General features: G+C 72.5%; 22 protein-coding genes and 1 tRNA gene. 13 read left to right on the top strand and 10 right to left on the bottom strand.

From position 1 onward, the window contains the following. Positions 1-29: 29 nt before the first annotated feature. The gene (locus VNF07_12250) at positions 30-476 is read right to left on the bottom strand and encodes a VOC family protein (protein HVB07007.1); all 447 of its coding nucleotides are present in this window, start codon (positions 474-476) and stop codon (positions 30-32) included. Between the two features lie 101 nt (positions 477-577). Between VNF07_12250 and VNF07_12245 the strand changes: the two genes are divergently transcribed. After that, positions 578-1,372 (top strand): class I SAM-dependent methyltransferase, encoded by a 795-nt coding sequence (locus tag VNF07_12245; GenBank protein HVB07006.1) that lies wholly within the window; start codon positions 578-580, stop codon positions 1,370-1,372. Between the two features lie 35 nt (positions 1,373-1,407). Further along, positions 1,408-2,970, top strand: a complete 1,563-nt coding sequence (locus VNF07_12240) for an MDR family MFS transporter (protein HVB07005.1) — start codon at positions 1,408-1,410, stop codon at positions 2,968-2,970. On the opposite strand, the gene VNF07_12235 is transcribed toward VNF07_12240, so the two are convergent. The 5 genes from VNF07_12235 to VNF07_12215 all read right to left on the bottom strand — a co-directional run bounded on the left by VNF07_12235 (position 2,967) and on the right by VNF07_12215 (position 8,149). Then, positions 2,967-3,650: a methyltransferase domain-containing protein gene (locus VNF07_12235; GenBank protein ID HVB07004.1), complete on the bottom strand. Its 684-nt coding sequence runs from the start codon at positions 3,648-3,650 to the stop codon at positions 2,967-2,969. The two genes, VNF07_12240 and VNF07_12235, sit on opposite strands and share 4 nt — an antisense overlap. Next, positions 3,625-6,063 carry an AAA family ATPase gene (locus tag VNF07_12230; protein HVB07003.1) on the bottom strand — a complete coding sequence of 813 codons (2,439 nt, stop codon included), beginning with the start codon at positions 6,061-6,063 and terminating at the stop codon, positions 3,625-3,627. Before VNF07_12230 ends, VNF07_12235 begins: the two co-directional genes overlap by 26 nt. A 4-nt stretch (positions 6,064-6,067) precedes the next feature. After that, the gene (locus tag VNF07_12225) at positions 6,068-6,766 is read right to left on the bottom strand and encodes a hypothetical protein (protein HVB07002.1); all 699 of its coding nucleotides are present in this window, start codon (positions 6,764-6,766) and stop codon (positions 6,068-6,070) included. A 127-nt stretch (positions 6,767-6,893) separates the two neighbouring features. After that, on the bottom strand, positions 6,894-7,751 hold the full coding sequence (locus VNF07_12220) for an alpha/beta hydrolase (protein ID HVB07001.1): 858 nt from the start codon (positions 7,749-7,751) through the stop codon (positions 6,894-6,896). After that, positions 7,748-8,149, bottom strand: a complete 402-nt coding sequence (locus VNF07_12215; GenBank protein ID HVB07000.1) for a hypothetical protein — start codon at positions 8,147-8,149, stop codon at positions 7,748-7,750. Before VNF07_12215 ends, VNF07_12220 begins: the two co-directional genes overlap by 4 nt. 121 nt (positions 8,150-8,270) lie before the next feature. On the opposite strand from VNF07_12215, the gene VNF07_12210 reads away from it, so the two are divergent. Further along, positions 8,271-8,573: a DUF3039 domain-containing protein gene (locus tag VNF07_12210; protein ID HVB06999.1), complete on the top strand. Its 303-nt coding sequence runs from the start codon at positions 8,271-8,273 to the stop codon at positions 8,571-8,573. A gap of 3 nt (positions 8,574-8,576) precedes the next feature. Here the strand turns inward: VNF07_12210 and VNF07_12205 are convergent, their stop codons facing one another. The 4 genes from VNF07_12205 to VNF07_12190 all read right to left on the bottom strand — a co-directional run bounded on the left by VNF07_12205 (position 8,577) and on the right by VNF07_12190 (position 11,989). Continuing rightward, positions 8,577-9,575 carry an ROK family protein gene (locus VNF07_12205; protein ID HVB06998.1) on the bottom strand — a complete coding sequence of 333 codons (999 nt, stop codon included), beginning with the start codon at positions 9,573-9,575 and terminating at the stop codon, positions 8,577-8,579. Further along, positions 9,572-10,300 carry a methyltransferase domain-containing protein gene (locus tag VNF07_12200; protein HVB06997.1) on the bottom strand — a complete coding sequence of 243 codons (729 nt, stop codon included), beginning with the start codon at positions 10,298-10,300 and terminating at the stop codon, positions 9,572-9,574. The genes VNF07_12205 and VNF07_12200 overlap by 4 nt, the downstream gene beginning before the upstream one ends. A gap of 63 nt (positions 10,301-10,363) precedes the next feature. After that, the gene (locus VNF07_12195; protein ID HVB06996.1) at positions 10,364-11,059 is read right to left on the bottom strand and encodes a hypothetical protein; all 696 of its coding nucleotides are present in this window, start codon (positions 11,057-11,059) and stop codon (positions 10,364-10,366) included. 90 nt (positions 11,060-11,149) lie between these two features. Beyond that, on the bottom strand, positions 11,150-11,989 hold the full coding sequence (locus VNF07_12190) for a DegV family protein (protein ID HVB06995.1): 840 nt from the start codon (positions 11,987-11,989) through the stop codon (positions 11,150-11,152). A 24-nt stretch (positions 11,990-12,013) separates the two neighbouring features. Between VNF07_12190 and VNF07_12185 the strand changes: the two genes are divergently transcribed. The 10 genes from VNF07_12185 to VNF07_12140 all read left to right on the top strand — a co-directional run bounded on the left by VNF07_12185 (position 12,014) and on the right by VNF07_12140 (position 22,849). Further along, positions 12,014-12,838, top strand: a complete 825-nt coding sequence (locus VNF07_12185; GenBank protein HVB06994.1) for a TetR family transcriptional regulator — start codon at positions 12,014-12,016, stop codon at positions 12,836-12,838. Between the two features lie 188 nt (positions 12,839-13,026). Next, a complete protein-coding gene (gene dxs, locus VNF07_12180) occupies positions 13,027-15,048 on the top strand; it encodes a 1-deoxy-D-xylulose-5-phosphate synthase (protein HVB06993.1) in 2,022 nt (673 codons plus the stop codon). Next, positions 15,045-15,917 carry a squalene synthase HpnC gene (gene hpnC, locus VNF07_12175; GenBank protein ID HVB06992.1) on the top strand — a complete coding sequence of 291 codons (873 nt, stop codon included), beginning with the start codon at positions 15,045-15,047 and terminating at the stop codon, positions 15,915-15,917. The genes dxs and hpnC overlap by 4 nt, the downstream gene beginning before the upstream one ends. Continuing rightward, the gene (hpnD, locus tag VNF07_12170) at positions 15,914-16,765 is read left to right on the top strand and encodes a presqualene diphosphate synthase HpnD (GenBank protein HVB06991.1); all 852 of its coding nucleotides are present in this window, start codon (positions 15,914-15,916) and stop codon (positions 16,763-16,765) included. Before hpnC ends, hpnD begins: the two co-directional genes overlap by 4 nt. A 17-nt stretch (positions 16,766-16,782) precedes the next feature. After that, on the top strand, positions 16,783-18,144 hold the full coding sequence (hpnE, locus tag VNF07_12165; GenBank protein HVB06990.1) for a hydroxysqualene dehydroxylase HpnE: 1,362 nt from the start codon (positions 16,783-16,785) through the stop codon (positions 18,142-18,144). Then, on the top strand, positions 18,141-19,163 hold the full coding sequence (locus VNF07_12160; GenBank protein ID HVB06989.1) for a polyprenyl synthetase family protein: 1,023 nt from the start codon (positions 18,141-18,143) through the stop codon (positions 19,161-19,163). The genes hpnE and VNF07_12160 overlap by 4 nt, the downstream gene beginning before the upstream one ends. Further along, positions 19,163-21,091, top strand: a complete 1,929-nt coding sequence (shc, locus tag VNF07_12155) for a squalene--hopene cyclase (GenBank protein HVB06988.1) — start codon at positions 19,163-19,165, stop codon at positions 21,089-21,091. Before VNF07_12160 ends, shc begins: the two co-directional genes overlap by 1 nt. Beyond that, entirely contained in the window at positions 21,088-21,705 is a 618-nt protein-coding gene (locus tag VNF07_12150; protein ID HVB06987.1) for a hypothetical protein, read from the top strand. The genes shc and VNF07_12150 overlap by 4 nt, the downstream gene beginning before the upstream one ends. A 5-nt stretch (positions 21,706-21,710) precedes the next feature. Continuing rightward, positions 21,711-22,718, top strand: coding sequence for an adenosyl-hopene transferase HpnH (gene hpnH, locus VNF07_12145; GenBank protein ID HVB06986.1), 1,008 nt, complete (start codon positions 21,711-21,713; stop codon positions 22,716-22,718). 57 nt (positions 22,719-22,775) lie between these two features. Further along, positions 22,776-22,849 (top strand) — tRNA-Ala (locus tag VNF07_12140). Positions 22,850-23,061 lie beyond the last annotated feature (212 nt).

The following is a 23,061-nucleotide window of genomic DNA, read 5'->3' as shown; positions in this document are numbered from 1 at the left end:
CGATCTGTGAATCGACCGCGGCCGACTCCCTATCGGACGACGGCCCCGATCCCATTCAGCTCCTCGAAGGTGGGGGTCGGCAGCCCCTCATGCCAGGTGGGGTCGGTGAGCTCGACGACGTTGCCGGAGGGGTCGAGGACGTAGACCTCGCGTCCGAGGAACACGCCGCGCGCGCGGTAGACGATCGGCCCATGGAGCGGGATGCCCCGCTCGTGGATCTCCCCGATCGCCTCCTCCCAGACCTCGGGCGACACGGTGAAGGCGTAGTGCACCCCCGCCTCGCGGACCGCGGGGTCCGTCGGCTGCCCGCACTCCCACACGATGAAGTCGCTGTCACCGACCCGGTAGACAGCGGCCCTTCCGTTGCCCAGCCGCCCCCGGTACTCGAGGCCGAGGAAGCCCCCGTAGAAGGCCTCGCTCTCCTCGAGGTCGGCGACCGGGATCGACCAGTGGGTGAGGCGTTGCGCGCTGATCATCATCCCCTCCAGATGCCGGCGGACCCGCTGGCCGCGACGCTACCCGGATGCGGCGGCGGGAAGCGGGGCGCGCTGCGGGAGTCACGTGCCACAGTGGGCCGGTGAGCGACTACTCCGCGGGGCGGACTGAAGCGCGCCGCCGCGTCTTCGAGGCTTCCGCCGAGACCTACCACCGGGCGCGCCCCGACTACCCCGAGGAGCTCTTCGAGGACCTCGAGCGCATCGCGGGCCTGCACCGTGGCTCGGTGGTCATCGAGGTGGGCTCCGGCACGGGGCTGTGCACCCAGCACCTCGCGGCGCGTGGCTACGCGCTCCGCTGCATCGAGCCGGCCGAGGCGATGGCCGCCGTCGCGAAGGCGCACATCGGTGACGCCTTCGAGCACGTCGCCGAGCGCTTCGAGGACTTCCAGGCGCCGGCGGGCTCGGTCGACCTGGTGATCGCCGCCACCTCCTGGCTGTGGGTCGACCCGGCCGTCGGCTTCGCGCACGCGGCCGAGCTCCTCGCCCCCGACGGCCACTTCGCGCACGCCTGGCAGACGCTCGTCGATCTCGGCCCGGAGGGCTTCGAGGAGGCGCTCGCCGCCATCTACGCCGAGGAGGCGCCCGAGCTCGGCGGGACCTTCAACTCCCAGCGCACCGTGGCCGACGGCTGGGCCGAGAAGATCGGCCAGTGCGGGCTGTTCAGCGAGCCCGAGATCCACGAGTACCGCTACCAGCGCGACTTCGACGGTGAGGGCTTCGTCGCCTCGGCCTCGACCTACGGGATGCACGCCGGCATCGACCCCGAGCGGCGCGAGCGCCTCGACGCCCGCGTCGTCGCGCTCGTCGACGACCGCTTCGGGGGCGCCGTGACCCGCTTCGAGCGCTCGCTCTTGTTCGTCTCCTCCCCGCTGTAGCCGCGCCCGGCGCCGTGGGGGGAGCGCCGGCGGGGGTGGAGGCCCTCAGCCACCGCCAGATCCGGGTCATCTACTTCGGGCTGATGCTCGGGGTGCTCGTCTCCTCGCTCGACCAGACGATCGTCGCCACCGCGCTGCCGACGATCGTCGGTGACCTCGGGGGCCTCAACCACCTCTCCTGGGTGATCACCGCCTACCTGTTGGCGGCGACGGCGACGACCCCCCTCTACGGCAAGCTCGGGGACCTCTTCGGTCGCAAGGTCGTCTTCCAGGCGGCGATCGTGATCTTCCTCCTCGGCTCCGCGCTGAGCGGCTTCTCGCACACGATGGTCGAGCTGATCATCTTCCGCGGCGTGCAGGGGATCGGCGCCGGCGGCATCTTCCCGCTCGTGATGGCGATCATCGGCGACGTCCTGTCGCCACGCGAGCGCGGCAAGTACCAGGGCTATATGAACGCCGTCTTCACCTTCTCGGCGATCTCCGGCCCGGCGGTCGGGGGCCTGCTCACCGAGCACCTCTCCTGGCGGTGGTGCTTCTACGTCAACCTGCCGATCGGCGCGGTGGCACTCGCCGTGACGACGGTCGTCCTCCACCTCCCGCCGACGGTCAGCTCACGGCGCATCGACTACCTCGGAACGTTGCTCCTCTCCGGCGCGGTGCTCTCGGTGCTGTTCGTGAGCGTCTGGGGTGGCGGCGCCTACGCCTGGTCCTCGCCGCAGATCATCGGCCTGCTCGTCCTCGGGGCGGTGCTCGTCGTCTCCTTCACCGCCTACGAGGCGCGTGCCCCCGAGCCGTTGCTGCCGCTGCAGCTCTTTTCCAACGCGACCTTCCGGATCGTGAACTCCGTCGGCTTCCTCGCCTTCGTCGCGCTCTTCGGGACGACCGCCTACCTGCCGCTGTTCCTGCAGCTCGTGACGGGGATCGCACCCACCCTTTCGGGTCTGTTGATCATGCCGAACTCGCTCAGCGTGACGATCGTGAGCGTCGTCGTCGGGCGCCACGTCGCGAAGAGCGGACGCTACAAGCGCTGGCCGGTGACGGGCTCGTTCCTCGTGCCGCTCGCGATCTTCGGCCTCTCGACCCTCACTCCCTCCTCGTCACGCCTCGAGATCGCGGCGCTGATGGTCCTGCTCGGGACGGGGATGGGGATGATCCTCACGGTGATCGTCGTCGCACTCCAAAACGACGTGCAGCGCGCCGACATGGGAACAGCGACCGCCTCGTACATGTTCTTCCGCAACGTGGGCAGCGCCTTCGGGGTCGCCCTCTACGGGACGGTGATGAATGCTCGCCTCCGCTACTGGGTGCCACGCCTCGTCCCCCATGCGGCGCGCTCGCACATCTCGGCCGCGAGCCTCGCCTTCAGCCCCGCCAAGGTGCGCACCCTCCCCGGGCCGCTCCGCCTCGCGGTCGTCGACTCCTTCGCCCGCTCACTGCACGTCGTCTTCCTCTTCGCGGCGCCCGTTGCCGCGCTCTCGATCCCGCTCTTGCTGTTCCTTCGCGAGCACCCGCTGCGCACCGGCGCCTACGTGACCAATGTGCTTGCCGAGGAGGCCGAGGCCTCGGCGGCGTTGGTGGGCGCCGCGACGGACGGCTAAACGAGCGCCTCGAAGGAGAAGACCCCGCCCGGCAGCTCGACGGCGCGGTAGCGGCCGACGATCGCGCGGTGGAAGTCGCGGGCGTGGTCGCGCCCCGGGTCAGCGAGGAGGACGTGTGTCGCCAATTGGGGGAGGAGCGCGAGGAGCCAGGCGACGTTGCGCGCCTCGTAGAGGACGTCGGCGGCGATCACGAGGTCGAACGGGGCGCGGGCGATGAGCGCCGTGGGGGCGGCCCAGTCGACTCGGGCGACCTCGACGTTGAGCCCGTTGCGCGCCGCGTTACGCGCCAGTAGGCCAAGGGCCTCCTCGGCCCAGTCCGTCGCCAGCACCTCGGCGCCCCGTGCCGCGGCGACGAGGCTCGGGATGCCGATCCCGCAGCCGAGCTCGACGACGCGCTGGCCGTCGAGGTGCTCGGGGAGGCTGTCGGCGAGGCGCAGCGCCGAGGGCCAGACCTCGGCCCAGTAGGGGAGGAACTCGTTCTCGGCGAAGGCGTCCTCACTGACGAGCGCGGCGGGGTCGAGCGGCCGGAGGAGGTCGAGTTGCATGCCCCCGACCGTGACCTGGTCCTCGATGAGGTCGAGGACCTCATCGAGGCGTGTCCGGTCGTCCCTCAGCGCAGCGCGCGGGTCGTGCGAGTCGCGGCGGGCGCCGCGATCAGTGCTCGCCGGGTTCGCCTTCACCCACGCCGAACGCCGAGCCGGCGCCGTTCTGGCCGACCGACGCCAGCGGCTCGACGTAGTCCGGGAGCACGGGGAGCGGGATGTTCACGTCGTCGTGGTCGCGGTGTGCCCGGAGGATCTCGGCGTGGTAGGCCTCGGCCATCTCCCGGAACTCCTCGGTGTGGTACATCCGACCGTCGATGAGTGGCCCCTTGGTCCCGTTCACGATCGCCATCACGTCCTCCCCGGTGAGGGTCTTGTGGCGCTCGAGGGCGTGCGCGAGGGCGAGGATCTCGGTGCGGTTCGCCTCGATCAGCTTCGCCGTCCGCTGCAGCAGGTCCATCAACTTGCTCTCGATCCGCTCGCCGAGGCCACGCCCCTCGAGCAAGCCTCGCTCGTCGCGTCGCCGGTCGCGCACCGGTGCGCCGCCGATGCCGACCGACTGGGTGATGCCGTGGCTCGCCACGGTCTGGCCCATCCCCCAGTAGCCCTCCATGTAGGTGGCGATGATCGTCGCCGAGTTGAGGTCACCGGAGACGCCCGATGAGTTGTCGCCCTCGAAGAAGATCTTCTCGCCCGCGAGCGAGGCGAGCGAGACGATGACGTCGACCTCGTAGTCGCTGCGCCACTGGGTGAAGGTGTCCTCGGCGCGCACCGAGGAGACCATCCCGAGGTAGCTCCCGCCCTTCTCGATCGTCGCGATGTCGATCAGCATCGAGTGGCGCAGTCGCGTCGCGGCGAGCGCATGGCACGCCTCGTGGACGGCGACGGCATGCCGCTCGCGCTCCACGTACTCGACGTCCTCGGGGGGCCCGAGGTCCTTCAGCTGCTTGGCCCGCACGACGTCGGACCAGGTGATGACGTCGCGTCCCTCGCGGATCGAGTTGATCAGCGACTCGTTCACCAGGTCCTTGATCGAGGCGCCCGTGGCGTACGGGGTGATCGTGGCGAGGCGGTCGAGGTCGTCTGGCGTGAGGCTGTTGGCGACTTTGGAGAAGTAGCCCTCGTAGGTGCGGATTCGGCCGGCCTTGGAGGGGTAGCCAACCTTGTAGATGCGGTCGATCCGCCCCGGCCGGAGGAGCGCCTCGTCGAGGGAGTCCGGCATGTTCGTCGCCATCATGAACAGGATCCGGTACTTCGGCGCCGGCTTTTGCTGCATGCCGAGCGCCCGTCGAATGACCCGGTTGAAGAAGCCGCGGGGCTTCTTCAACCCCGACATCTGCGCGAGGAGCGGCTGCAGCACGCCCATGCCACCGCCACCCATCATCCCGCCGGCCATCACGCGGTTGACGAGGCGCCGCGGAGCCTCGTCCGCGTCGACGGTCCCGTGTTGCAGGTGCGCCTGCAGCAGGTCATTCGCGGACGGGGAGCTCAAATACGACATGCCGTTGCACATGCCGTGGTCGAAGGTGTCCGGCGCCGGGCTGAAACGTCCCGGGAAGAGGCCGCCCGGCGCGAGCGCCCCACGGTTGCCGAGGGAGTCCGCCTCGTCGAAGAAGACGACGACGCCGCCGTAGCGGAGCGCGAGCTTGCGCACCTTGCGGAACAGGGCGCGCACCTTGAGCGGTCCGACGCCGAAGAACATCGCCTGGAAGGCGGAGGGCTCGACGAAGACGAAGGGGTTGTGTGTCTCGCCGGCGACGGCCTCGGCGATGAGGGTCTTACCGGTTCCCGGGGGCCCCCACAGGAGGATCCCGCCAGGGACGTAGCCACCCCGCGCCTCGATCGACTCGGGGTCTCGGAGGTAGATGACGTTCTCTTTGACGCGGGCGAGGACCGAGTCCTGCCCCCAGACGTCGGAGAAGCGTGTCTTGATGTCGCCGGGGAAGTAAGTCTCGATCCCCCCCTTGGACATGAACCAGAAGATCGCGACGAACTGCATCACGCCGATCAACATGAAGAAGACAACCTGGACGATCAACGGCAGTGCCGTCACGAAGGCCGCCGGCACCTGGAACAGCGAAACGACCGGCGAGGTGTGGAAGAACCCCGCGAGGACGACTGCGAGGATCACGAGCCAGAAGAGCCACTTGACGGCGCGCCCGGCCCGGAAGCGCGTCCAGTCGCTCATGTGACCGGCGACGAAGCGGTTGATGCCCCCGAAGAGCGTGTTCGTGAAGAAGCGGTGCCACTTCGGGGAGTGCTCGGAGATCAGGTAGTGGAACTGGCGGAGGAGCTCGACGCCGGCGAGGACCTCGAGCCACAGCAGCGACGTGAGCTCGTGCGAGACGGCATCGCCGAAGGTCTCGATCGGGTTGTTGACCGTCGCCGCCCAGACGAGGACCCACCAGAGTCCCGCGAAGAGCAGGAAGATCTTCGCCCGGTCCCAGAAGCTCGCCCTCGGACGCACGGCGAGCTCGACGCGCGGCGCTGTCGAGGGATCGAGTGTGGGGAGGCTGCCGAGGTCGGTGCCCTCGGAGCCAGGCGGAGGCATTCCATTAACCATGGACGAGCTCCTTCACATTCCACGCATTCAAGATCTGGTTGATCGTCCCCTCGTTGGGCGCCCAGCAGCTCGCCCGGCAGCCGACCGCGACCGCGAACACCCAGTTCGTCTGGGCGTCGACCTCGACGATCTGCTCGAAGGTATCGGTGACGCCACCGCGATCGGCGATGTCGGTCGTCAGTCGGGAGCCGCGGATCCCCCCTGGCAGGGTGAACTCGCGATAGCTCAGCACATTGAAGGCCGTGGCGTTCGCCGAGAGGGGGTCGGTGCCGAGCACCTGTGACCGGAGAGAGGAGAGGGAGAAGCCGTCACGCTGGGTGCCGCTCAGCTGCGCGACGTAGGCGAGGCCCTGCGGGTGGTAGGCGGCGAGGTTGCTGTTGAGATTCGGCTTCGCGTGCTTGGCCGACGTGAAGCTCACGTACCAGTGGGTGCCCGCCTGGATCTGGTTGACCTGGGTCTGGGTGAGGGCGCCGTTCGCCGCCTTCGCGTCCGCGGAGAACGAGAAGCGGGTCCAGGAGGAGGGGAGCTTGAAGTAGACGACGGTGCGGTCGGAGGACGTCGTGTGCGACAGGTAGGTGTAACCCGAGCTGAGGCAACCGGAGAAGACGAGCGCCACGCCGACGAGCGCGGTGAGGGGGGCGAGGTGCCCGAGGCGTCTCCGGGCCGAGGAGGAGCGATCCGTGGAGATCACTGAAGTTCCCGCCGTCCTTCCGTTGCGGTGCGACCGTCGCTCGCGGGGAGGCCGACGGTGCTCTCACCAGTATGTACGGTCCATCGCGACCCCCTGGACGAGACCCCGCCCCCCGTGCGCCGGCGGTTCACGACGGCCGCCCGCTGCGCGCCGCGATGTCGTCGAGCGCTTTCAGGAGGTAGGGGCGAAAACGGCCGTAGTCCTCGCTCATCGGGAAGTGACCGAGGTCGGCCATCACCGCCGCCTCGGCACCGGGGATCGCCTCCGCGGTGGCGAGCGCCGCCTCGGGGGTGCAGACGTAGTCGTACTCGCCGCAAAGGATCCATAGCGGGCAGCGCGCCGTGTCGACCTCGCCTTCGTGGCCGCGCAGGTCCCAGTCCTCGCTCCAGGCCCAGGTGTCGCCGCGGTAGACGCCGGGGCCGCCCTGCGCGTAGATCCACCACACCTCGCGCCGGAGTGCCTCGGGGCTCTGCGGCGCCATCAGTCCATAGGTCCAGCTGGCGACGAATTCGGCGCCGTTCACGTCCGGCCGGATCGAGAGATCGCTGAAACGGCCGACGATCTTCGCTGCCGCCTCGACGGCGATCGCCCCCCCGATCTCCGCCGCGTGGTGCCAGGCGAGGTCGAGGACCGTCGCTCCCCCGACCGAGCAGCCGACGACGGTCGGACGCGTCAGCTCGAGCGCCTCGGCGAGCTGCAGGGTGCGGCGGGCGTATTCGCCGGTGGTGAGGCGGTACTCCCGCTCCCACCAGCGGCCCGGCGGGAGCGAGCGGCCGTGCCAGGGCAGGTCGAAGGCGACGACGCGGCGATGGCTGGTGATCTCCTCGTCGGCGAGGAGGTGCCGCCACTGGCGCGAGTCGGCGCCGGCGGTGTGCAGGCAGAGCAGGGCCGGCCCCTCGCCGCACTCCTCGTAGTAGACGCGCGCCTCGTCGTCGCCGGCACCCAGGTGGACGTAGCCGCCGCGTACCGCTTCGGTGTTGCTCACGGCGCGCCCGCCGTCGCCTCGGCGCGCGCGAGGCGCAGCACGCAGCTGAGGGCGCGGAGATGACGGGCAAGCACCGTCGCGTCGCCGGTGATCGAGAAGGTGTCGCCGCGGCGGTCCATGCCGACGACGTCGGCGTAACCCGGCGGCGGCTCCCTGCTCAAGAAGCGCTCCCAGTCCTCGTGCGAACCGGAGAAGGCGAGGTCGACGCCGTCCTCGCGGTCGGGGGCCACGCCGACGAGCTGGCCCTCGTGGAAGGTGATCACCTGGCGGTTGCCGTCGGACTCGAAACCGACGGCGAGGTCGAGGAAGCGCCCGCAGACCGCGAGCTCGGGGTCGGTCGCCATCCGGCGGCCGAGGCGGAGGAAGAAGGCAGCTCCGGGGAAGTCCTCGTCGTCCATCGCGAGCGGAGGCTACGCGGACGCGCTGTGAGCGGCCTGTGGCATTGATGAGAGTTCCGCCCGCCTGGTGTTGCCGCACGCGGGCGGCCGCGACAGTCTGTGACGTCCGAGGAGGGCGCCGATGACGACCGAACCGAGCACGAGCACCGGGACCGGGACCCTCGTCAAGCCCGCGGTCGGTGAGCCCGAGCTGGACGGCGGCCACGAGCGGATGAGCCACATCGTCCTCGAGGGCTTCCGCCTCGAGGAGGGCGACTACGTCGCCGCCGGGCCGAGCGTCGTCGAGGGGATCGTCAACGGCACCGCGGTGAAGGCGCTGTGCGGCAAGGTCTGGATCCCCCGCAACGACCCCTCGCGCTATCCGCTGTGCCCGACCTGCAAGGAGATCGCCGCGTCGAAGGGTTGGAAGGTCCCGGGCGGCTGACGCTCAGCTCCCGAGACGGTCGAGGCCGAGCAGCGCGGCACCGATGAGCGCCGCCTCCTCCCCGAGGGTGGCGAGCACGAGGTCGCTGCCGTCGCGCTGGTAGGCCGGGCGGGTCTCGGCGACGTAGGCGCGGCGGATCGGCTCGAGCAGCACGTCGGCGGCCTGCATCAGGCCGCCACCGAGGACGATGCGCGACGGGTCGAGGTACTCGACGACGTTGGCGAGGCCGAGCGCGACACCGCGGGCGAACTCCTCGATGATCGTCGCCGCGATCGCGTCGCCCTCGCGTGCCGCGCCGACCACGTCCTCGGCGCGCAGCGCGCCGTCGCGGCCGCTCCCGTCGCGGCCCGCGGCGAACGCCGCGTTCGCCGCCGCCAGCGCGGCGAGCGCGGGACCCGACGCGTAACGCTCCCAGCAGCCCCGCCGGCCGCAGGAGCACTCGATGCCGCCGGCGGCGACGACGGCGTGACCGAGCTCGCCGGCGTAGCCGTGGCCGCCGCGCAGCACGCGCCCGTCACTCACGATGCCGGCGCCGATCCCCGTCCCGATCGAGATGACGACCACGTCCCCCGCCCCCGCGGCGCCACCCACCTTCGCCTCCGCGTAGGCCGCGCAGGTGGCGTCGTTGTCGTAGGCGGGGCCGCCGTCGACACTCCCTCCGCGCTCGGAGAGCGTCGCTGAGAGCGGCTCCCCGAAGCGGGGGCCGAGCGCGATGTCGACGTCGGCGGCACCGAGGTTTGGCGCCGCCCGCAGCACCCCCTCCGGGGTGACGAGTCCGGGGAGGGCGAGGCCGAGGCCCGCGCAGTCAGCGGCGCGCCCACCGAGGGACGAGAGGAGCGAGTCGACCGCGCCCTGCAGCACGCCGGCGAGGTCCTCGGCCCGCGCGGGCGAGGAAACCCGCGCCACCTCGAGGACGGCGCCGTCGGAGGTGACGGCGCCGGCGAGGATCTTCGTCGCGCCGACGTCGATGCCCACGCCGACCGTCCCCGCCGGGGCGCTCACCCCGGTCTTTCCCCGCGCACCACCGCGGCCTCGTTGACCACCGGCACTGCCACGACGCGCCCGAGGCCCGCCTCCTCGAGGAAGTGCACCCACGTCGACATCGACACGGGGCGCTCCTGGAAGCGGAGGAGGTAACGGCCGGCGTTCTTCGCGATCCGTAGCCAGCCGGCGGGGCCGCGGCGCAGCATGAGCGAGAGCTTGGAGGCGATGATCACCCGGTCGCGGGCGTCGCCGCCGCGACCGAACATCATGTCGCCGATCACGAGCCGCCCCCCCGGGCGGAGCCAGCGCGCGCAGCGCTCGACGACGATCCGCTTGTCGCTGTCGCGCAGGTGATGGAGCGCGTAGTTCGAGACGATGAGGTCGACCGACGCCTCGGCGAGGTCGAGGGACTCGATCGACGCGGCGCGCCCGCTGACGTTGCTCACACCGGCCTCGGCGGCGTTTCCCTCGAGGAGGTCGATCATCGCCGCGCTCACGTCCACGGCGAGGACGGAGGCGACCTTCGGGGCGAGCTTCAAGGTGAGCTGGCCGGAGCCGCAGCCGAGGTCGACCGCGGCCATTTCGGCGGTCGGTGCCGCTTCGGCGAGGACGCGCTCCACCACCTTCACCAGCCCCGGGTTGTTCTGCGCCCCGTGGTCCCAGCTCACGGCGCGCCGCGTCCACCACCGCTGCTGACGCGCGATGTTCGCGTGCTGCCGTCGTCCGTCGGTTCCTGCCGTCAAGGGCTGCCTACCTCGCTCGTCGTCACTTGGTTGTTCCCCGCGGCGCGTGCCGCATATCGACAGTCAACCCGTTGACGGCTGAAAGACGTAGAGGTAGTCCGGGCGCGGGTTGGCGATCGTGCCGATGACCCTGCTGCCGTCGAGGATGGCGAGCGAGCTCGCCGTCGCCCCGAGCTTGACGCTGATCGCACCCTGTTCGGGGATCTTCGGTGCCACCCCGGCGGGGAGCGTCTGGGCATAGGCCCAGCCCGCCTCGCCGGGCGGCGACTTGATCGCCACGAAGCAGCGCCCCGCGCCGGTCTGTACGACCACCTCGTAGCGCGAGACGGGGACGGTGTAGGTGCTCGCCGCGGCGGTGCTCGAGAGGTGGACGAGCCCCGCGGAGGTGGTGCTGCGGCTGCCGGTGCTGGGCGCCGCCGGGACGCGGGCGGCGGCGGGTGCGGTGTTGCGGAGGAAGGCGAGCCAGTCCGGTCGCACGGCGAGGGCGACGAGCCCGGCGACGGCGACGACGAGCGCGAGGCCGAGCAGCCAGGCGAGGAAGCGGAGGAGGACCGGCGCCGGCACGCGGTGCCCGGGGCGACGGTTGCTCGCGGCGTAGGCGCCCGCGGCGCGTGGCCGCCCGAGCGCGGCGGGCAGCTCGGCCGTGACCATCGCCGCCTCGTGACGAGCAGCAGAGGGCACCGTCGCGCTCGATGCGGTCACGCGCAGCGCTGTGACGGGCGGCGCCTCGGCGCCGTACTGCTCCTGCCCGGTCGTCAAACTGCCCCTGTCACCGTGCCCGGCGAGGGGCCGGGCGGCCGTCGGATTCCTGCCCAAACGGTACCTTGTCGGCGCACCGCACGGACTGATTCAAGCGCTCGAGGCACTCGGCAACCAGGCGACCCCCACGACGCCGCGACCGGTGTGGATCTGCATCGCTAGCGAGAAGCCGCTCACGAAGTCGACCCCACCGACAAGGGCAGCGAGCTGATCAGCGAGCTCGCGGGCCCCGGCGTGGAAGACGGTGACCCGCTCGACGCCGCCCGGACGGTCGGCGGCGACGTGCGCGGCCATCGCCCGCAACGCCTCTTCGGCGCCGCTCGGATCCCCGAGGAGCTCCACCTCGCCGCCGTGCATGCGGAAGAGGGTGCGCGCCCGCTCGGCGCCGTTGCCGTCCTCGCCGAGGGTCGCGTCGGGGATCGGGCCGCTGCGGCGGATCGACTCGAGCGTCGCGAGCGAGGCGACGAGCTCGACGCGCGCCGCAGCGTCCTCGACGGCGCGCACGACCTCCTCGAGCGGCGCCCCGCGCGCGGCGACCTCGGCTCCCGCGAGCACCACGAGGGCCTGGCCGGCCGCCGCGGTGCGGGCGTCAATCGTCACCGTCGGTCGCTCGGCGAGCTCGGCGGCGAGCGCGGCGTTGCGGTACATCGCCGCGAACTCGATGGCCGGGGTCACGACCACCGCGGACTCGAAGCCGGGACCCTCGATCGCTGCCAGGTATTCTGTGACGAACGGGCGGTTGGCGGCGGAGAGTTCCTCGTCTTCTGCCCCGTCAGGCAGCACGACGCCCTCCTCGCCCTCCTCCTCTGAGAGTTCGAGCTCGCCGCCGGGGAGGTGGACACTGATCGGGAGGACCTGGATGCCGAGGCGGTGCACGAGATCGCGGGGGAGGCACGCGCTCGAGTCGGTGATCACCGCCACCTTCCGCATTGGCCGAACGTTAACGGGAGCCCTGTGACCGCGACCGTGACCGCGCCGACCCGCCGCTCCGGGCTGACGATGGCCGCCCTCGTGGAGCGCAGCGGGGTCGGCGCGAGCGCGGTGCGCTTCTACCTCGCCGAGGGCCTGCTCCCACCGCCCGAACGCCTCGCCGCCAACCGCTTCGCCTACGACGAGCGCCACGTCGAGCTGCTGCAGCTGATCCGGCTGCTCCGCGAGCGCCGACGCCTCTCGCTGCCGGCGATCCGCCAGCTCCTCCCCGAGCTCCTCCCGGACCTCACCGGGAGCCCCGACGGCGGGGTCTTCCGCCCCGAGCTCTGGCGCCAGCTGCTCGCCCCCCCGGGCGAGAGCGCGCACGGCACCGCCGAGCGGATCGTCGAGGAGGCGCTCGGCGCCTTCAGCGGGCGCGGCTACTTCGACGTCTCGATCGACGACGTCTGCCGGGCGGCGCAGATCGCTAAGGGCTCCTTCTACCGTCACTTCCGCTCCAAGGAGGAGCTGCTCACCGCGGTGGTGCGGCGCGCCACGGCGCGCGTCGCCGCGTCGGTGCGCGAGCCGGAGGCCGCGATCGTGGAGCCGGCGCCCTTCGCCGAGCGCCTCTCGGCGGCGCTCATCCCCTTCCGTTCCCTGCTCTTCGACCTCGCCTCGCTGGCGAGCACCGGCCACGCGGCCGAGTCCGCCGCGCTCGGCGAGATGCTCGCCGACCTCGCCGGGCTGGTCCTCGACGCCGATCCGCTCGCGGACGCCACGACGACCGTCGACGCCGCCCTCGCCGCCCTGGTGCGGGCGAGCGCGGCGGGGGCGGGGGCGCCCGCGCGCGCCGCGGTGGAGGCTCGTTGACTCCTCCGACCCCGTGGACGACAATGTGCGCGTAGAACGAATGACTGCTCGGTCACGGCTACTGTGCGTGGAGCGCCCCGCGGCACGTCGGTCGGTGCGCGCGCCCTCGGAGAGCCTCCTGGGCGGTAGGTCCGAGCACATGAAGGCGCGGGGCGATCATGGCGGAACGGCCGGCGGAGGAGGAACGAATGGGTAAGGCGGGAGACGAGATCGCGAGCTACCCGTTGCTCTTCGCGATCAACTCCCCCGGTGACCTCCGGGCGCTCGAGGCGGACGCCCTCGACGCCCTCGCCGAGGAGATCCGCGCGTTCATCGTCGCCTCGGTCAGCAGGACCGGCGGCCACCTCGGCTCAAACCTCGGCGCCGTCGAGGCGACGATCGCCCTGCACCGTGTCTTCCACTCGCCCGAGGACGTGCTCCTCTTCGACACCGGCCACCAGGCCTACGTGCACAAGCTGCTCACCGGCCGCAGCGCCGGCTTCGAGCGCCTCCGTAAGGAGGGCGGCCTCTCCGGCTACCCGAGCCGGGCCGAGTCGGCGCACGACTGGATCGAGAACTCGCACGCCTCGACGGCGCTCAGCTACGCCTACGGCATCGCCTCTGCCTTCAAGTCGAACGGCGAGGACGCCTTCCGGAGGGTCGTCGCCCTCGTCGGAGACGGGGCGCTCACCGGCGGCATGGCCTACGAGGCGCTCAACAACCTCGGCCACTCCGAGGCGCGGGTGGTCGTCGTGCTGAACGACAACGGCCGCAGCTACGCGCCGACGGTCTCCAAGCTCTCGGAGTCCCTGACCCAGATCCGCCTCAACCCCTCCTACGGCGCGATCCGCAACAAGGTCGGCCAGCTCATCTCCGAGATCCCGGGTGTCGGGCCGATCGCCGGGCAGTCGTTGCGGAACTTCGTCTCCGCGCTGCGCGAGTTCGTCGAGCCGCACGTCTTCTTCGAGGCCCTCGGGATCCGCTACATCGGTCCCGTCGACGGTCACGACATCGCCGCCCTCGAGCAGGCGCTGCGCAACGCCGCGACCTGGCAGGGACCCATCGTCCTGCACGTCCTCACCCGCAAGGGCAAGGGCTACGGACCCGCCGAGCAGGACGAGGTGCAGTGCCTGCACGACCTGAAGGTGCCCTCCAACGCGATCAGTCCTCCGGGCAGCGCCTCGGACCACGGCGCCCTCTTCGTCGGCGAGCGGCCGCCGGAGACGAGCTACACCGAGGCCTTCGCGAAGGCGGTCCTCGAGGCCGCCCGTCGCGACCGGCGCGTCGTCGCGGTCACCGCTGCGATGCCCGGACCGACCGGGCTCTTGCCCTTCGAGGCGCGCTACCCCAACCGCTTCTACGACGTCGGCATCGCCGAGCAGCACGCGATGACCGCCGCGGCGGGGATGGCGCTCGCCGACCTCCGCCCGGTCGTCGCCATCTACTCGACCTTCTTGTCGCGCGCCTTTGACCAGCAGAACCTCGACGTCGGCCTGCACGGCGCGCCGGTCGTGATCTGCGCCGACCGCGCGGGGATCACCGGCGACGACGGCCCGAGCCACCACGGCCTCCTCGACATGGTGCTCGCGCTGTCGATCCCCGAGATGGCCGTCTTCGCCCCCGCCGAGCCCGCGGAGATCGAGCCGATGCTCGCCGCCGCGCTCGAGCTCGAGCGGCCGTGCCTCATCCGCTACCCGAAGACCCCCGGACCGCTCCGCCTCGGCGACGCCGCCTCGGGCCTCTCCTCGCGGGTGCTGCGCGAGGGCGGAGAGGAGATCCTGCTCGTCGGTGTCGGCAAGATGGCCGAGCGCGCCCTCGAGGCGGCGAAGCTGCTCGCCGACGAGGGCCTCCAGGTCACGGTGGTCGACCCACGGGTCATCCGCCCGCTCGACGGCGCCCTCCTCGAGCGCGCCCTCGAGGCGCGCCTCGTCGTCACCGCCGAAGACGGCTTCGTGAGCGGCGGCGCCGGCGAGTTCGTCCGCCGCGAGGTCGAGCGCGCCGCGGGGGAGCAGGGCCGCCTCGGCCCCGTCGTCCGTTCCCTCGGCGTCCCCACCCGCTACCTCGCGCACGGCAGCCCGGAGACGATCCTCGCCCGCCTCGGCCTCGACGCCCAGGGCATCGCCGCCTCGGTGCTCGCGCTGCGCGAGCAGGTCGAGGCCGCGAGGGGCCCCGAGGGCACGCCGCTCGAGCGCTCGAGCGCCGCTCCGGCGCGCGGCGACCTCTACCCGTGAGCACGACCGCCGCCGCGGCGCGCGCCGCCGCGCCCGAGCAGTCCTCGGTGATGGCACGGGCCTCGGGAGAGAACTTCCCGGTGGCCTCGGCCCTGCTGCCCCGCGTCTACCGCCGCCACCTCCTCGCCATCTACGGCTACGCCCGCCTCGTGGACGAGATCGGCGACCGCCCCGACGGGGGCGGCGCGGCCGAGCGCCTCGCCGAGCTCGACTGGGCCGAGGCGGAGATCGACCGCGCCCTTGTCGGCGAGGCGGACCATCCGGTCTTCGTCGCCGCCGGCGAGACGGCGCGCGCGATCGGCGTCGGCAGGGAGCCTTTCGTCGATCTCATCGAGGCCAACCGCCTCGACCAGCGCCGGTCGCGCTACCCCGACTTCGCCGCGCTCGAGGGCTACTGCCAGAAGAGCGCCAACCCCGTCGGCCGCCTCGTGCTCGCCGTCTTCGGAGCCACCTCGCCGGCCGCGGTGCGCCACTCGGACGCCGTCTGCACAGCGTTGCAGCTCGTCGAGCACTTCCAGGACGTCGCCGAGGACTACGCGGCGGGACGCGTCTACCTCCCCGCCGAGGACCTCGCCGCGTTCGCGGTCACCGAGGAGAGCCTCGCCGGACCGGCGACGCCCGCGCTGCGGCGGCTGCTCGCCTTCGAGGTGGGCAGGGCTAGGGCGCTGCTCGATGGCGGCCTTCCGCTGCTCGGGCTGCTGCCGCCCTTCGGCCGGCTGGCGGTCGCCGGCTTCTGCGGGGGCGGCCTGGCGCAGCTCGACGCGTTGGAGGCGGCCGGTTACGACGTCTTCGGCGCACCGGTGAAGGCGACCAAGTGGGCCGTCCTCGGCCGGAGCGCCCGCCTCCTCGCCCTCCGAGGTGCGCGGTGAGCGAGCTCGAGGCCGCCTACGCGCGTTGCGAGGAGATCACCCGCAGCGCGGCGCGCAACTTCGCCTGGGGGATCCGCCTGCTCGACGTCGACAAGCGCCGGGCGATGTCTGCGCTGTACGCCTTCGCGCGCCGCGTCGACGACATCGGCGACGGCCCCCTCTCGGCGGTCGAGAAGCGCGAGGCGCTGCTGCGCGTGCGCGGCGAGATCGACGAGCTCGGGAGCGGCGCGGCGGCGGGTGATCCTGTGCTGCTCGCCCTCGGGGACACGACGAACCGCTTCAGCCTCTCCCTCGCCGCCCTGCACGAGCTCGTCCAGGGCTGCGAGATGGACACCGAGACGGCGCACTACGAGCGCTTCGACGAGCTCGTCGTCTACTGCCGCTGTGTCGCCGGGTCAATCGGCCGGCTCTCGCTCGGAATCTTCGGGAGCGACGGATCCGAGCCGACCGTCGCGCTCGCCGACACCCTCGGGGTCGCGTTGCAGCTGACGAACATCCTGCGTGACGTGGTCGAGGACCGCGACGTGATGGGCCGGGTCTACCTCCCGCTCGAGGACCTCGATCACTTCGGCTGCGCCGCCGACGCGAGCGGCCCGCCGGCGGCGCTCGCGGACCTCGTGCGCTTCGAGGCGACGCGCGCCCGCGAGCGCTACGAGATCGGCCTGCAGCTCCTCGACCACCTCGACCGCCGTAGCCGTGCGTGCGTGAGCGCGATGGCGGGCATCTACCGACGCCTCCTCACCCGCATCGAGCGCGAGCCACTCGCGGTGCTCGAGCGCCGGGTCTCCCTCCCCTCCTGGGAGAAGGCCTGGGTCGCGGCGCGCAGCCTGAGCGGGGTGGGCGCGTGAGCGGGGGTCGGCGGAGGGTGAGCGTGATCGGCGGGGGCCTCGCCGGCCTCAGCGCGGCGATCGCCTGCGCGGACGCAGGCGCCGAGGTCGACCTCTTCGAGGCGCGCCCCCGTCTCGGCGGGGCGACGTGGTCCTTCAGCCGCAACGGCCTCGCCTACGACAACGGCCAGCACGTCTACCTCCGCTGCTGCGCCGCCTACCGCCGCTTCCTCGAGCGCCTCGACACGGCGGCGCTCGCGCCGCTCGAGGGCGCGCTGCGCATCCCCGTCTACGCACCCGGCACAGCGGGCGGCCCACCGCGGCGTGCCCTGCTCGCCCGCGACGGACTCCCCGCGCCGCTCCACCTCGCGCGCTCCCTCCTCGGTTACTCCCACCTCGGCCTGCGCGACCGCCTCGGCCTCGGCCGGGTGCTCGGCGCGCTCGGCGCCCTCTCGCTCGCGGACCCGGTGCTCGACAGCGAGACCTTCGGCGCCTTCCTCCGCCGCCACGGGCAGAGCGACCGGGCGATCCACGCCCTGTTCGACCTCATCGTCCTCCCGACCACGAACCTGCGGAGCGACGAGGTCTCGCTCGCGCTCGCTGCCAAGGTCTTCAAGACCGGCCTCCTCGAGGAGCCCGACGCGGCCGACATCGGCTGGGCCCGCGCCCCCCTCTCCGCAGTGCACGTCGATCCCGCGCACCGCCTGTTGGAGCAGCTCGGCGGGCGCGTGCACCGCCGGGCCAAGGTGGAGGCGATCGAGCTCGCCGCCGCGGCGCCGGCCGCTGTCCGGGTGGGCGGCGAGGCGGTGGCGTGCGACGCCGTGGTCGTCGCCGTCCCCCAGCCTGCCGCCGTCGCGCTCCTCGACCCGCTCGGCGCTGAGCGGCCGTCGCCGCTCCTCGCGGACGAGCCGATCATCGACTTGCACTTCGTCTTCGACCGCCGCGTCCTCGACGAGCCGCTCGCCGCCGCGGTCGGCTCGCCGGTGCAGTACGTCTTCGACCGCACCGAGGCGTCGGGGCTCACCGGCCCCGGCCAGTGCATCGCCCTCTCGGTCTCCGGCGCCGAGGCGGAGATCGGCGAGCGCCCCGAGGTGCTGCGCACCCGCTACCTGGAGGCGCTCGGCGCGCTCTTCCCGCGGGTCCGCACCGCGGAGGTCGTTGACTTCGTCGTCTCGCGCGAGCACGAGGCGACCTTCCGCGGCGTGCCGGGCACGGCCGCGCTCCGCCGCGGCGTGGAGACGGGGCACCGCGGCGTCTACCTCGCCGGGGCGTGGACCGACACCGGCTGGCCGGCGACGATGGAGGGCGCGGTGCGCAGCGGCACGCGCGCCGCCTGGCACGCCCTCGTCGGCCTCGGCGCCCGCCGCGGCCTCCCTGCTCTCGAGGAGGAGGCGGCGTGATCCCGACCGAACGGGTGCCGGAGATTCTCACCCGCGCCCGCGGCCACGTCGCGCCGGCGCTGCGCGCCGCGATCGCGGTGCTCTCGCCCGAGCTGCGCCCCGTCGCCGAGTACCACCTCGGCTGGCGGGACGAGCGCGGCGCGCTCGTCGGCGGTGACGGCGGCAAGGGCGTGCGCCCCGCCCTCTCGGTGCTCTCCGCGGAGGCGGTCGGCGCCGAGGCCTCGGTCGGCGTGCCCGGCGCGGTGGCAGTCGAGCTCGTCCACAACTTCTCGCTCATCCACGACGACGTGATCGACGAGGACGTCGAGCGGCGCCACCGCCCGACGGTCTGGGCGCTGTACGGGATCGGCCCCGCGGTGATCGCCGGGGACGCGCTGCTCGCCCTCGCCCAGCAGGTCGTGCTCGGACCCGTCCCCGGCCCCGACGCGGAGCGCGCCGCGCGGCGCGTCGCCGACGCCACCGCGGCGATGATCGCCGGCCAGGCGCTCGACATGGCCTTCGAGCGACGCGACGACGTCGGCGTCGCGAGCTGCCTCGCGATGGAGGCCGGCAAGACCGGCGCCCTCCTCGGCTGCGCGGCCTCGATCGGCGCCGTCCTCGCCGGAGCCGACGAGCCGGTCGTCGAGGCGCTCGACCGCTTCGGCGTCGAGCTCGGCCTCTCCTTCCAGGCGGTCGACGACCTCCTCGGCATCTGGGGCGACCCGGCCGCCACCGGGAAGCCGGCGTGGAGCGACCTCCGCCAGCACAAGAAGAGCCTCCCCGTCGCGGCCGCGCTCGCGAGCGGCGGCGCGGCGGTCGCCGAGCTCTCGTCGCTGCTGTTCTCCGAGCATCTCGAGGAACGCGACGTCGAGCGGGCGGCGGCGCTCGTCGAGGAGTGTGGCGGCAGGGACTTCGCGACGAGCGAGGCCGCGGCGCACCTCGCCACCGCCCTCGCCGCCGTCGAGGGGCTGGCGCTTCGCGAGGAGAGCGTCGCCGAGCTCGTCGAGCTCGCCCACTTCGTCGTCGAGCGGCAGTTCTGATGACCGTCCTCGACCGCTCCGTCACCGCCCTCGGGGCGCGTGCCCGCGAGACCCTCGTGCGCGCCCGCGACCACCTGCTCGCCCGACAGTCGCCCGCCGGGTGGTGGAAGGGCGACCTCGAGACGAACGTCACGATGGACGCCGAGGACCTGATGCTGCGCGAGTTCCTCGGCGTGCGCGACGAGGAGGAGACCGCCGCCGCGGCGCGCTGGATCCGTTCGCACCAGCGCGACGACGGCACCTGGGCGAACTTCTTCGGTGGCCCCGGCGACCTCTCGACCACCGTCGAGGCCTACGTCGCGCTGCGCCTCGCGGGGGACTCCCCGCAGGCGCCGCACATGGCGGCCGCGGCGCGCTTCGTGCGCGAGCAGGGTGGCCTCGAGGCGACGCGGGTCTTTACCCACATCTGGCTGGCGCTGTTCGGCCTCTGGCCGTGGGAGGACCTGCCGGCGGTGCCTCCGGAGGTGATGTACCTCCCCCCGACGGTGCCCTTCAACATCTACGAGTTCGGCTGCTGGGCACGTCAGACGGTGGTCGCCCTCACCGTCGTGATCGCCTACCGCCCGGTGCGCCCGCTGCCCTTCGGCCTCGAGGAGCTGCGCTCGGGCGCCAGCTACCAGCCGCCGGCGCGGGGGATCACCGACTGGCGCGGACGCTTCGGCCTCCTCGACTTCCTGCTGCACCGCTACGAGCGCCTCGCCCGGCGCGAGCTCGTCCGCCGGGCGGTGCGCGAGCCGGCGCTCGCCCGTGCCGAGCGGTGGATCGTCCGCCGCCAGGAGGCCGACGGCAGCTGGGGCGGGATCCAACCGCCGTGGGTGTACTCGATCCTCGCGCTCTCGCTGCGCGGCTACCCGCTCGACCACCCGGTGATCAGCAAGGCCTTCGAGGGCATCGAGGGCTTCCTCATCCGGCGCGACGGTGTGCGCTGGCTGGAGGCCTGCCAGTCGCCGGTGTGGGACAGCGCGCTCGCCGTGATCGCGCTCGCCGACGCCGGCGTCGCCGCCGACGACCCGGCGCTGCGCCGCGCCGCGGCGTGGATCCTCGGCGAGGAGGTCACCGTGCGCGGCGACTGGGCGACGCGCCGGGAGGGGACCCCTGAGGGCGGCTGGGCCTTCGAGTTCGCGAACGACAACTACCCCGACGTCGACGACACCGCCGAGGTCGTGCTCGCCCTCCGGCGGGTGCGCGCCGAGGAGCCCGAGGCCGTCGAGGCGGCGGTCGCCCGCGCCCTCGCCTGGTCGCAGCCGATGGCCTCGTCGGGTGGCGCGTGGGGCGCCTTCGACGCCGACAACACCCGCGACGTCCTCTACGAGATGCCCTTCTGCGACTTCGGCGCGGTCATCGACCCGCCGAGCGCGGATGTGACGGCGCACATGATCGAGATGCTCTCCCACGAGCCCGCCGCCGACCCCGCGGTGCTCGCCGCGGGGCTGCAGTGGCTGCGCTCCGAGCAGGAGCCGGACGGCAGCTGGTTCGGCCGCTGGGGCGTGAACTACGTCTACGGCACCGGTGCCGCCCTCCCCGCGCTCGTCGCCGCCGGCGTCCCCGCCGACGACCCGGCGGTCGTCGCGGGCGTCGAGTTCCTCGAGCGCCACCAGAACGAGGACGGCGGCTGGGGCGAGGACATCCGCTCCTACGACGACCCCTCGCGGCGCGGCGTGGGCGCCTCCACCGCCTCCCAGACCGCGTGGGCGCTGCAGGCGCTCGTCGCCGCCGACGCCGCGGACTCCGAGGCGGCGCGGCGCGGCGTCGAGTTCCTCGTCGCCACCCAGCGCGAGGACGGCAACTGGGACGAGCCCTACTACACGGGCACCGGCTTCCCGGGCGACTTCTACATCAACTACCACCTCTACCGGCTCGTCTTCCCGCTCTCCGCCCTCGGCCGCTGGTGCCGTGCGGTCGGCGCCCTCGAAGGAGGCACGCCGTGAGCGGGGGGCCGGTCTTCCTGGCACCGCTGCGCCTCGAGGCCTCGGCGATCCGCCGCGGCGCCCCCGCGGCGACGATCGAGCGGGTCGGCATGGGGCCGGCGCGCGCCGCCGCGGCCTGCGCCCGCCTCGGGACGAGCATCCCTGCCGGCCGTCCGGTCGTCCTCGCCGGGGTCGCCGGCGGCCTCGTGCCGGGGCTGTGCGCGGGTGAGCTCGTCGTCGCGTCGGCGATCGTCGGTGGCGACCCAGAGGGGGCGCAGCTCCCCCTCGCCGCCGCCCCGTCGATGGCGGCGCACCTCGAGGCGGCGGGGATCCCCGCCCGCCTCGCCCCCGTCTACTCCTCGGCGACGATCCTGCACGGGCGCGCGGCGCGCGTCGCCGCGGCGTCGAGCGGCGCCCCCGTCGTCGAGATGGAGGCGCGCTGGCTCTCGCCCCTCGGCGCGAGCCGCCCCTTCGCCGTGCTGCGCGTCGTCCTTGACACCTTGGAGGACGAGCTCGTCTCGTTCGCCTCCCCGCGCGCCACGGTGCGCGCCCTACGGGTGCTGCGCGCCGCCGCCGCGGCGCTCGCGAGCTGGGCACCCGCCGACCTCTCCGACCCACTTACAAGGAGCAACTAGCCCCGATGTCGATTCCCCTGCGCCAGAACCTGCGGATGGCCACCTACCTGCTTTCGCGCCGCCTGCGGCGGACCGAGAAGTACCCGCTGATCGTCGAGCTGGAGCCGCTCTACGTCTGCAACCTCGCCTGCCCCGGCTGCGGCAAGATCCAGTACCCGACGGAGATCCTGCGCAAGCGGGTCTCGCCCGAGGACGCCTTCGCGGCGATCGAGGAGTGCGGGGCGCCGATGGTCTCGATCGCCGGCGGCGAGCCGCTGCTGCACCCCCAGATCGAGGAGATCGTCGAGGGGCTGATCGCGCGCAAGCGCTTCGTCTACCTCTGCACCAACGCCGTGCTGCTGCGGCGCAAGATCGACCGCTTCAAGCCCTCCCCCTACTTCTCCTTCGTCGTCCACCTCGACGGCCTGCAGGAGCGCCACGACGCGGCCGTCGACCGCGAGGGCGTCTTCGAGGAGGCGGTCGCCGCGATCCGCGAGGCCAAGGCCAAGGGCTTCCGGGTGACGACGAACTCCACCTTCTTCTCCAACGACTCGCCGAAGACGATCCGCTCGGTGCTCGACTTCCTGAACGACGACCTGAAGGTCGACGCGATGATGATCTCGCCCGCCTACGCCTACGAGAAGGCGCCGGACCAGGACCACTTCCTCGGCGTGAAGGAGACCCAGGCGCTCTTCGCCGAGGCCTTCTCCGAGGGTCACCGCAAGCGCTGGCGCCTCAACCACACGCCGTTGTTCCTCGACTTCCTCGAGGGCAAGGAGGACTACCAGTGCACCCCGTGGGGGATCCCCAGCTACTCGATCTTCGGCTGGCAGCGCCCCTGCTACCTGATGAGCGATGGCTACGCCTCGAGCTACAAGGAACTCCTCGAGACCACCGACTGGTCGAAGTACGGGCGCGGCAACGACGAGCGCTGCGACAACTGCATGGCGCACTGCGGCTACGAGCCGACGGCGGTGCTCGCGACGACGAAGTCGCTCCGCGAGTCGCTGCGCGCGGCGGTCGGCACCCACTAGTCGGCAGCGCGCGCCACGTCGCAGCCGCCGCCGCGAGCTGCCTAGGGTGGTCACCGCGGGGCTGTAGCTCAGCTGGTTAGAGCGCCTGGTTTGCAACCAGGGGGTCAGGGGTTCGAATCCCCTCAGCTCCACTGTAAACGTGCTGGTAGGGGGCATGGAAAGGCCCCCCGCCAGTGTCAGCGGGGGGCCCGTGTCAGCGGAATGTCAGCGGTGCCCCGTGAGCTGGCGGCGACCATCTCACCTCTCCTGGACGCGCTGGACGCGCCAGCCACGGTGGGCGTGGTCACTCGCACCTATGGGATCGCTAGCGGCCGCAACGCGATCGAACTGCTCGCCTCAGTCG

This window comes from Acidimicrobiales bacterium, from assembly GCA_035533595.1.
GTDB lineage: Bacteria > Actinomycetota > Acidimicrobiia > Acidimicrobiales > Bog-793 > DATLTN01.
Note: the sequence above shows the minus strand (reverse complement) of the source record. Positions and strands in the feature narration are given on the sequence as shown.

What these genes read in the sequence shown, in the direction of transcription:
- VNF07_12250 (HVB07007.1), bottom strand. Translation starts at nt 476, where the DNA reads ATGATCAGCGCGCAACGCCTCACCCACTGGTCGATCCCGGTCGCCGAC.
- VNF07_12230 (HVB07003.1), bottom strand. Translation starts at nt 6,063, where the DNA reads ATGCCTCCGCCTGGCTCCGAGGGCACCGACCTCGGCAGCCTCCCCACA.
- VNF07_12215 (HVB07000.1), bottom strand. Translation starts at nt 8,149, where the DNA reads ATGGACGACGAGGACTTCCCCGGAGCTGCCTTCTTCCTCCGCCTCGGC.
- VNF07_12210 (HVB06999.1), top strand. Translation starts at nt 8,271, where the DNA reads ATGACGACCGAACCGAGCACGAGCACCGGGACCGGGACCCTCGTCAAG.
- VNF07_12190 (HVB06995.1), bottom strand. Translation starts at nt 11,989, where the DNA reads ATGCGGAAGGTGGCGGTGATCACCGACTCGAGCGCGTGCCTCCCCCGC.
- dxs (HVB06993.1), top strand. Translation starts at nt 13,027, where the DNA reads ATGGGTAAGGCGGGAGACGAGATCGCGAGCTACCCGTTGCTCTTCGCG.
- shc (HVB06988.1), top strand. Translation starts at nt 19,163, where the DNA reads ATGACCGTCCTCGACCGCTCCGTCACCGCCCTCGGGGCGCGTGCCCGC.
- hpnH (HVB06986.1), top strand. Translation starts at nt 21,711, where the DNA reads ATGTCGATTCCCCTGCGCCAGAACCTGCGGATGGCCACCTACCTGCTT.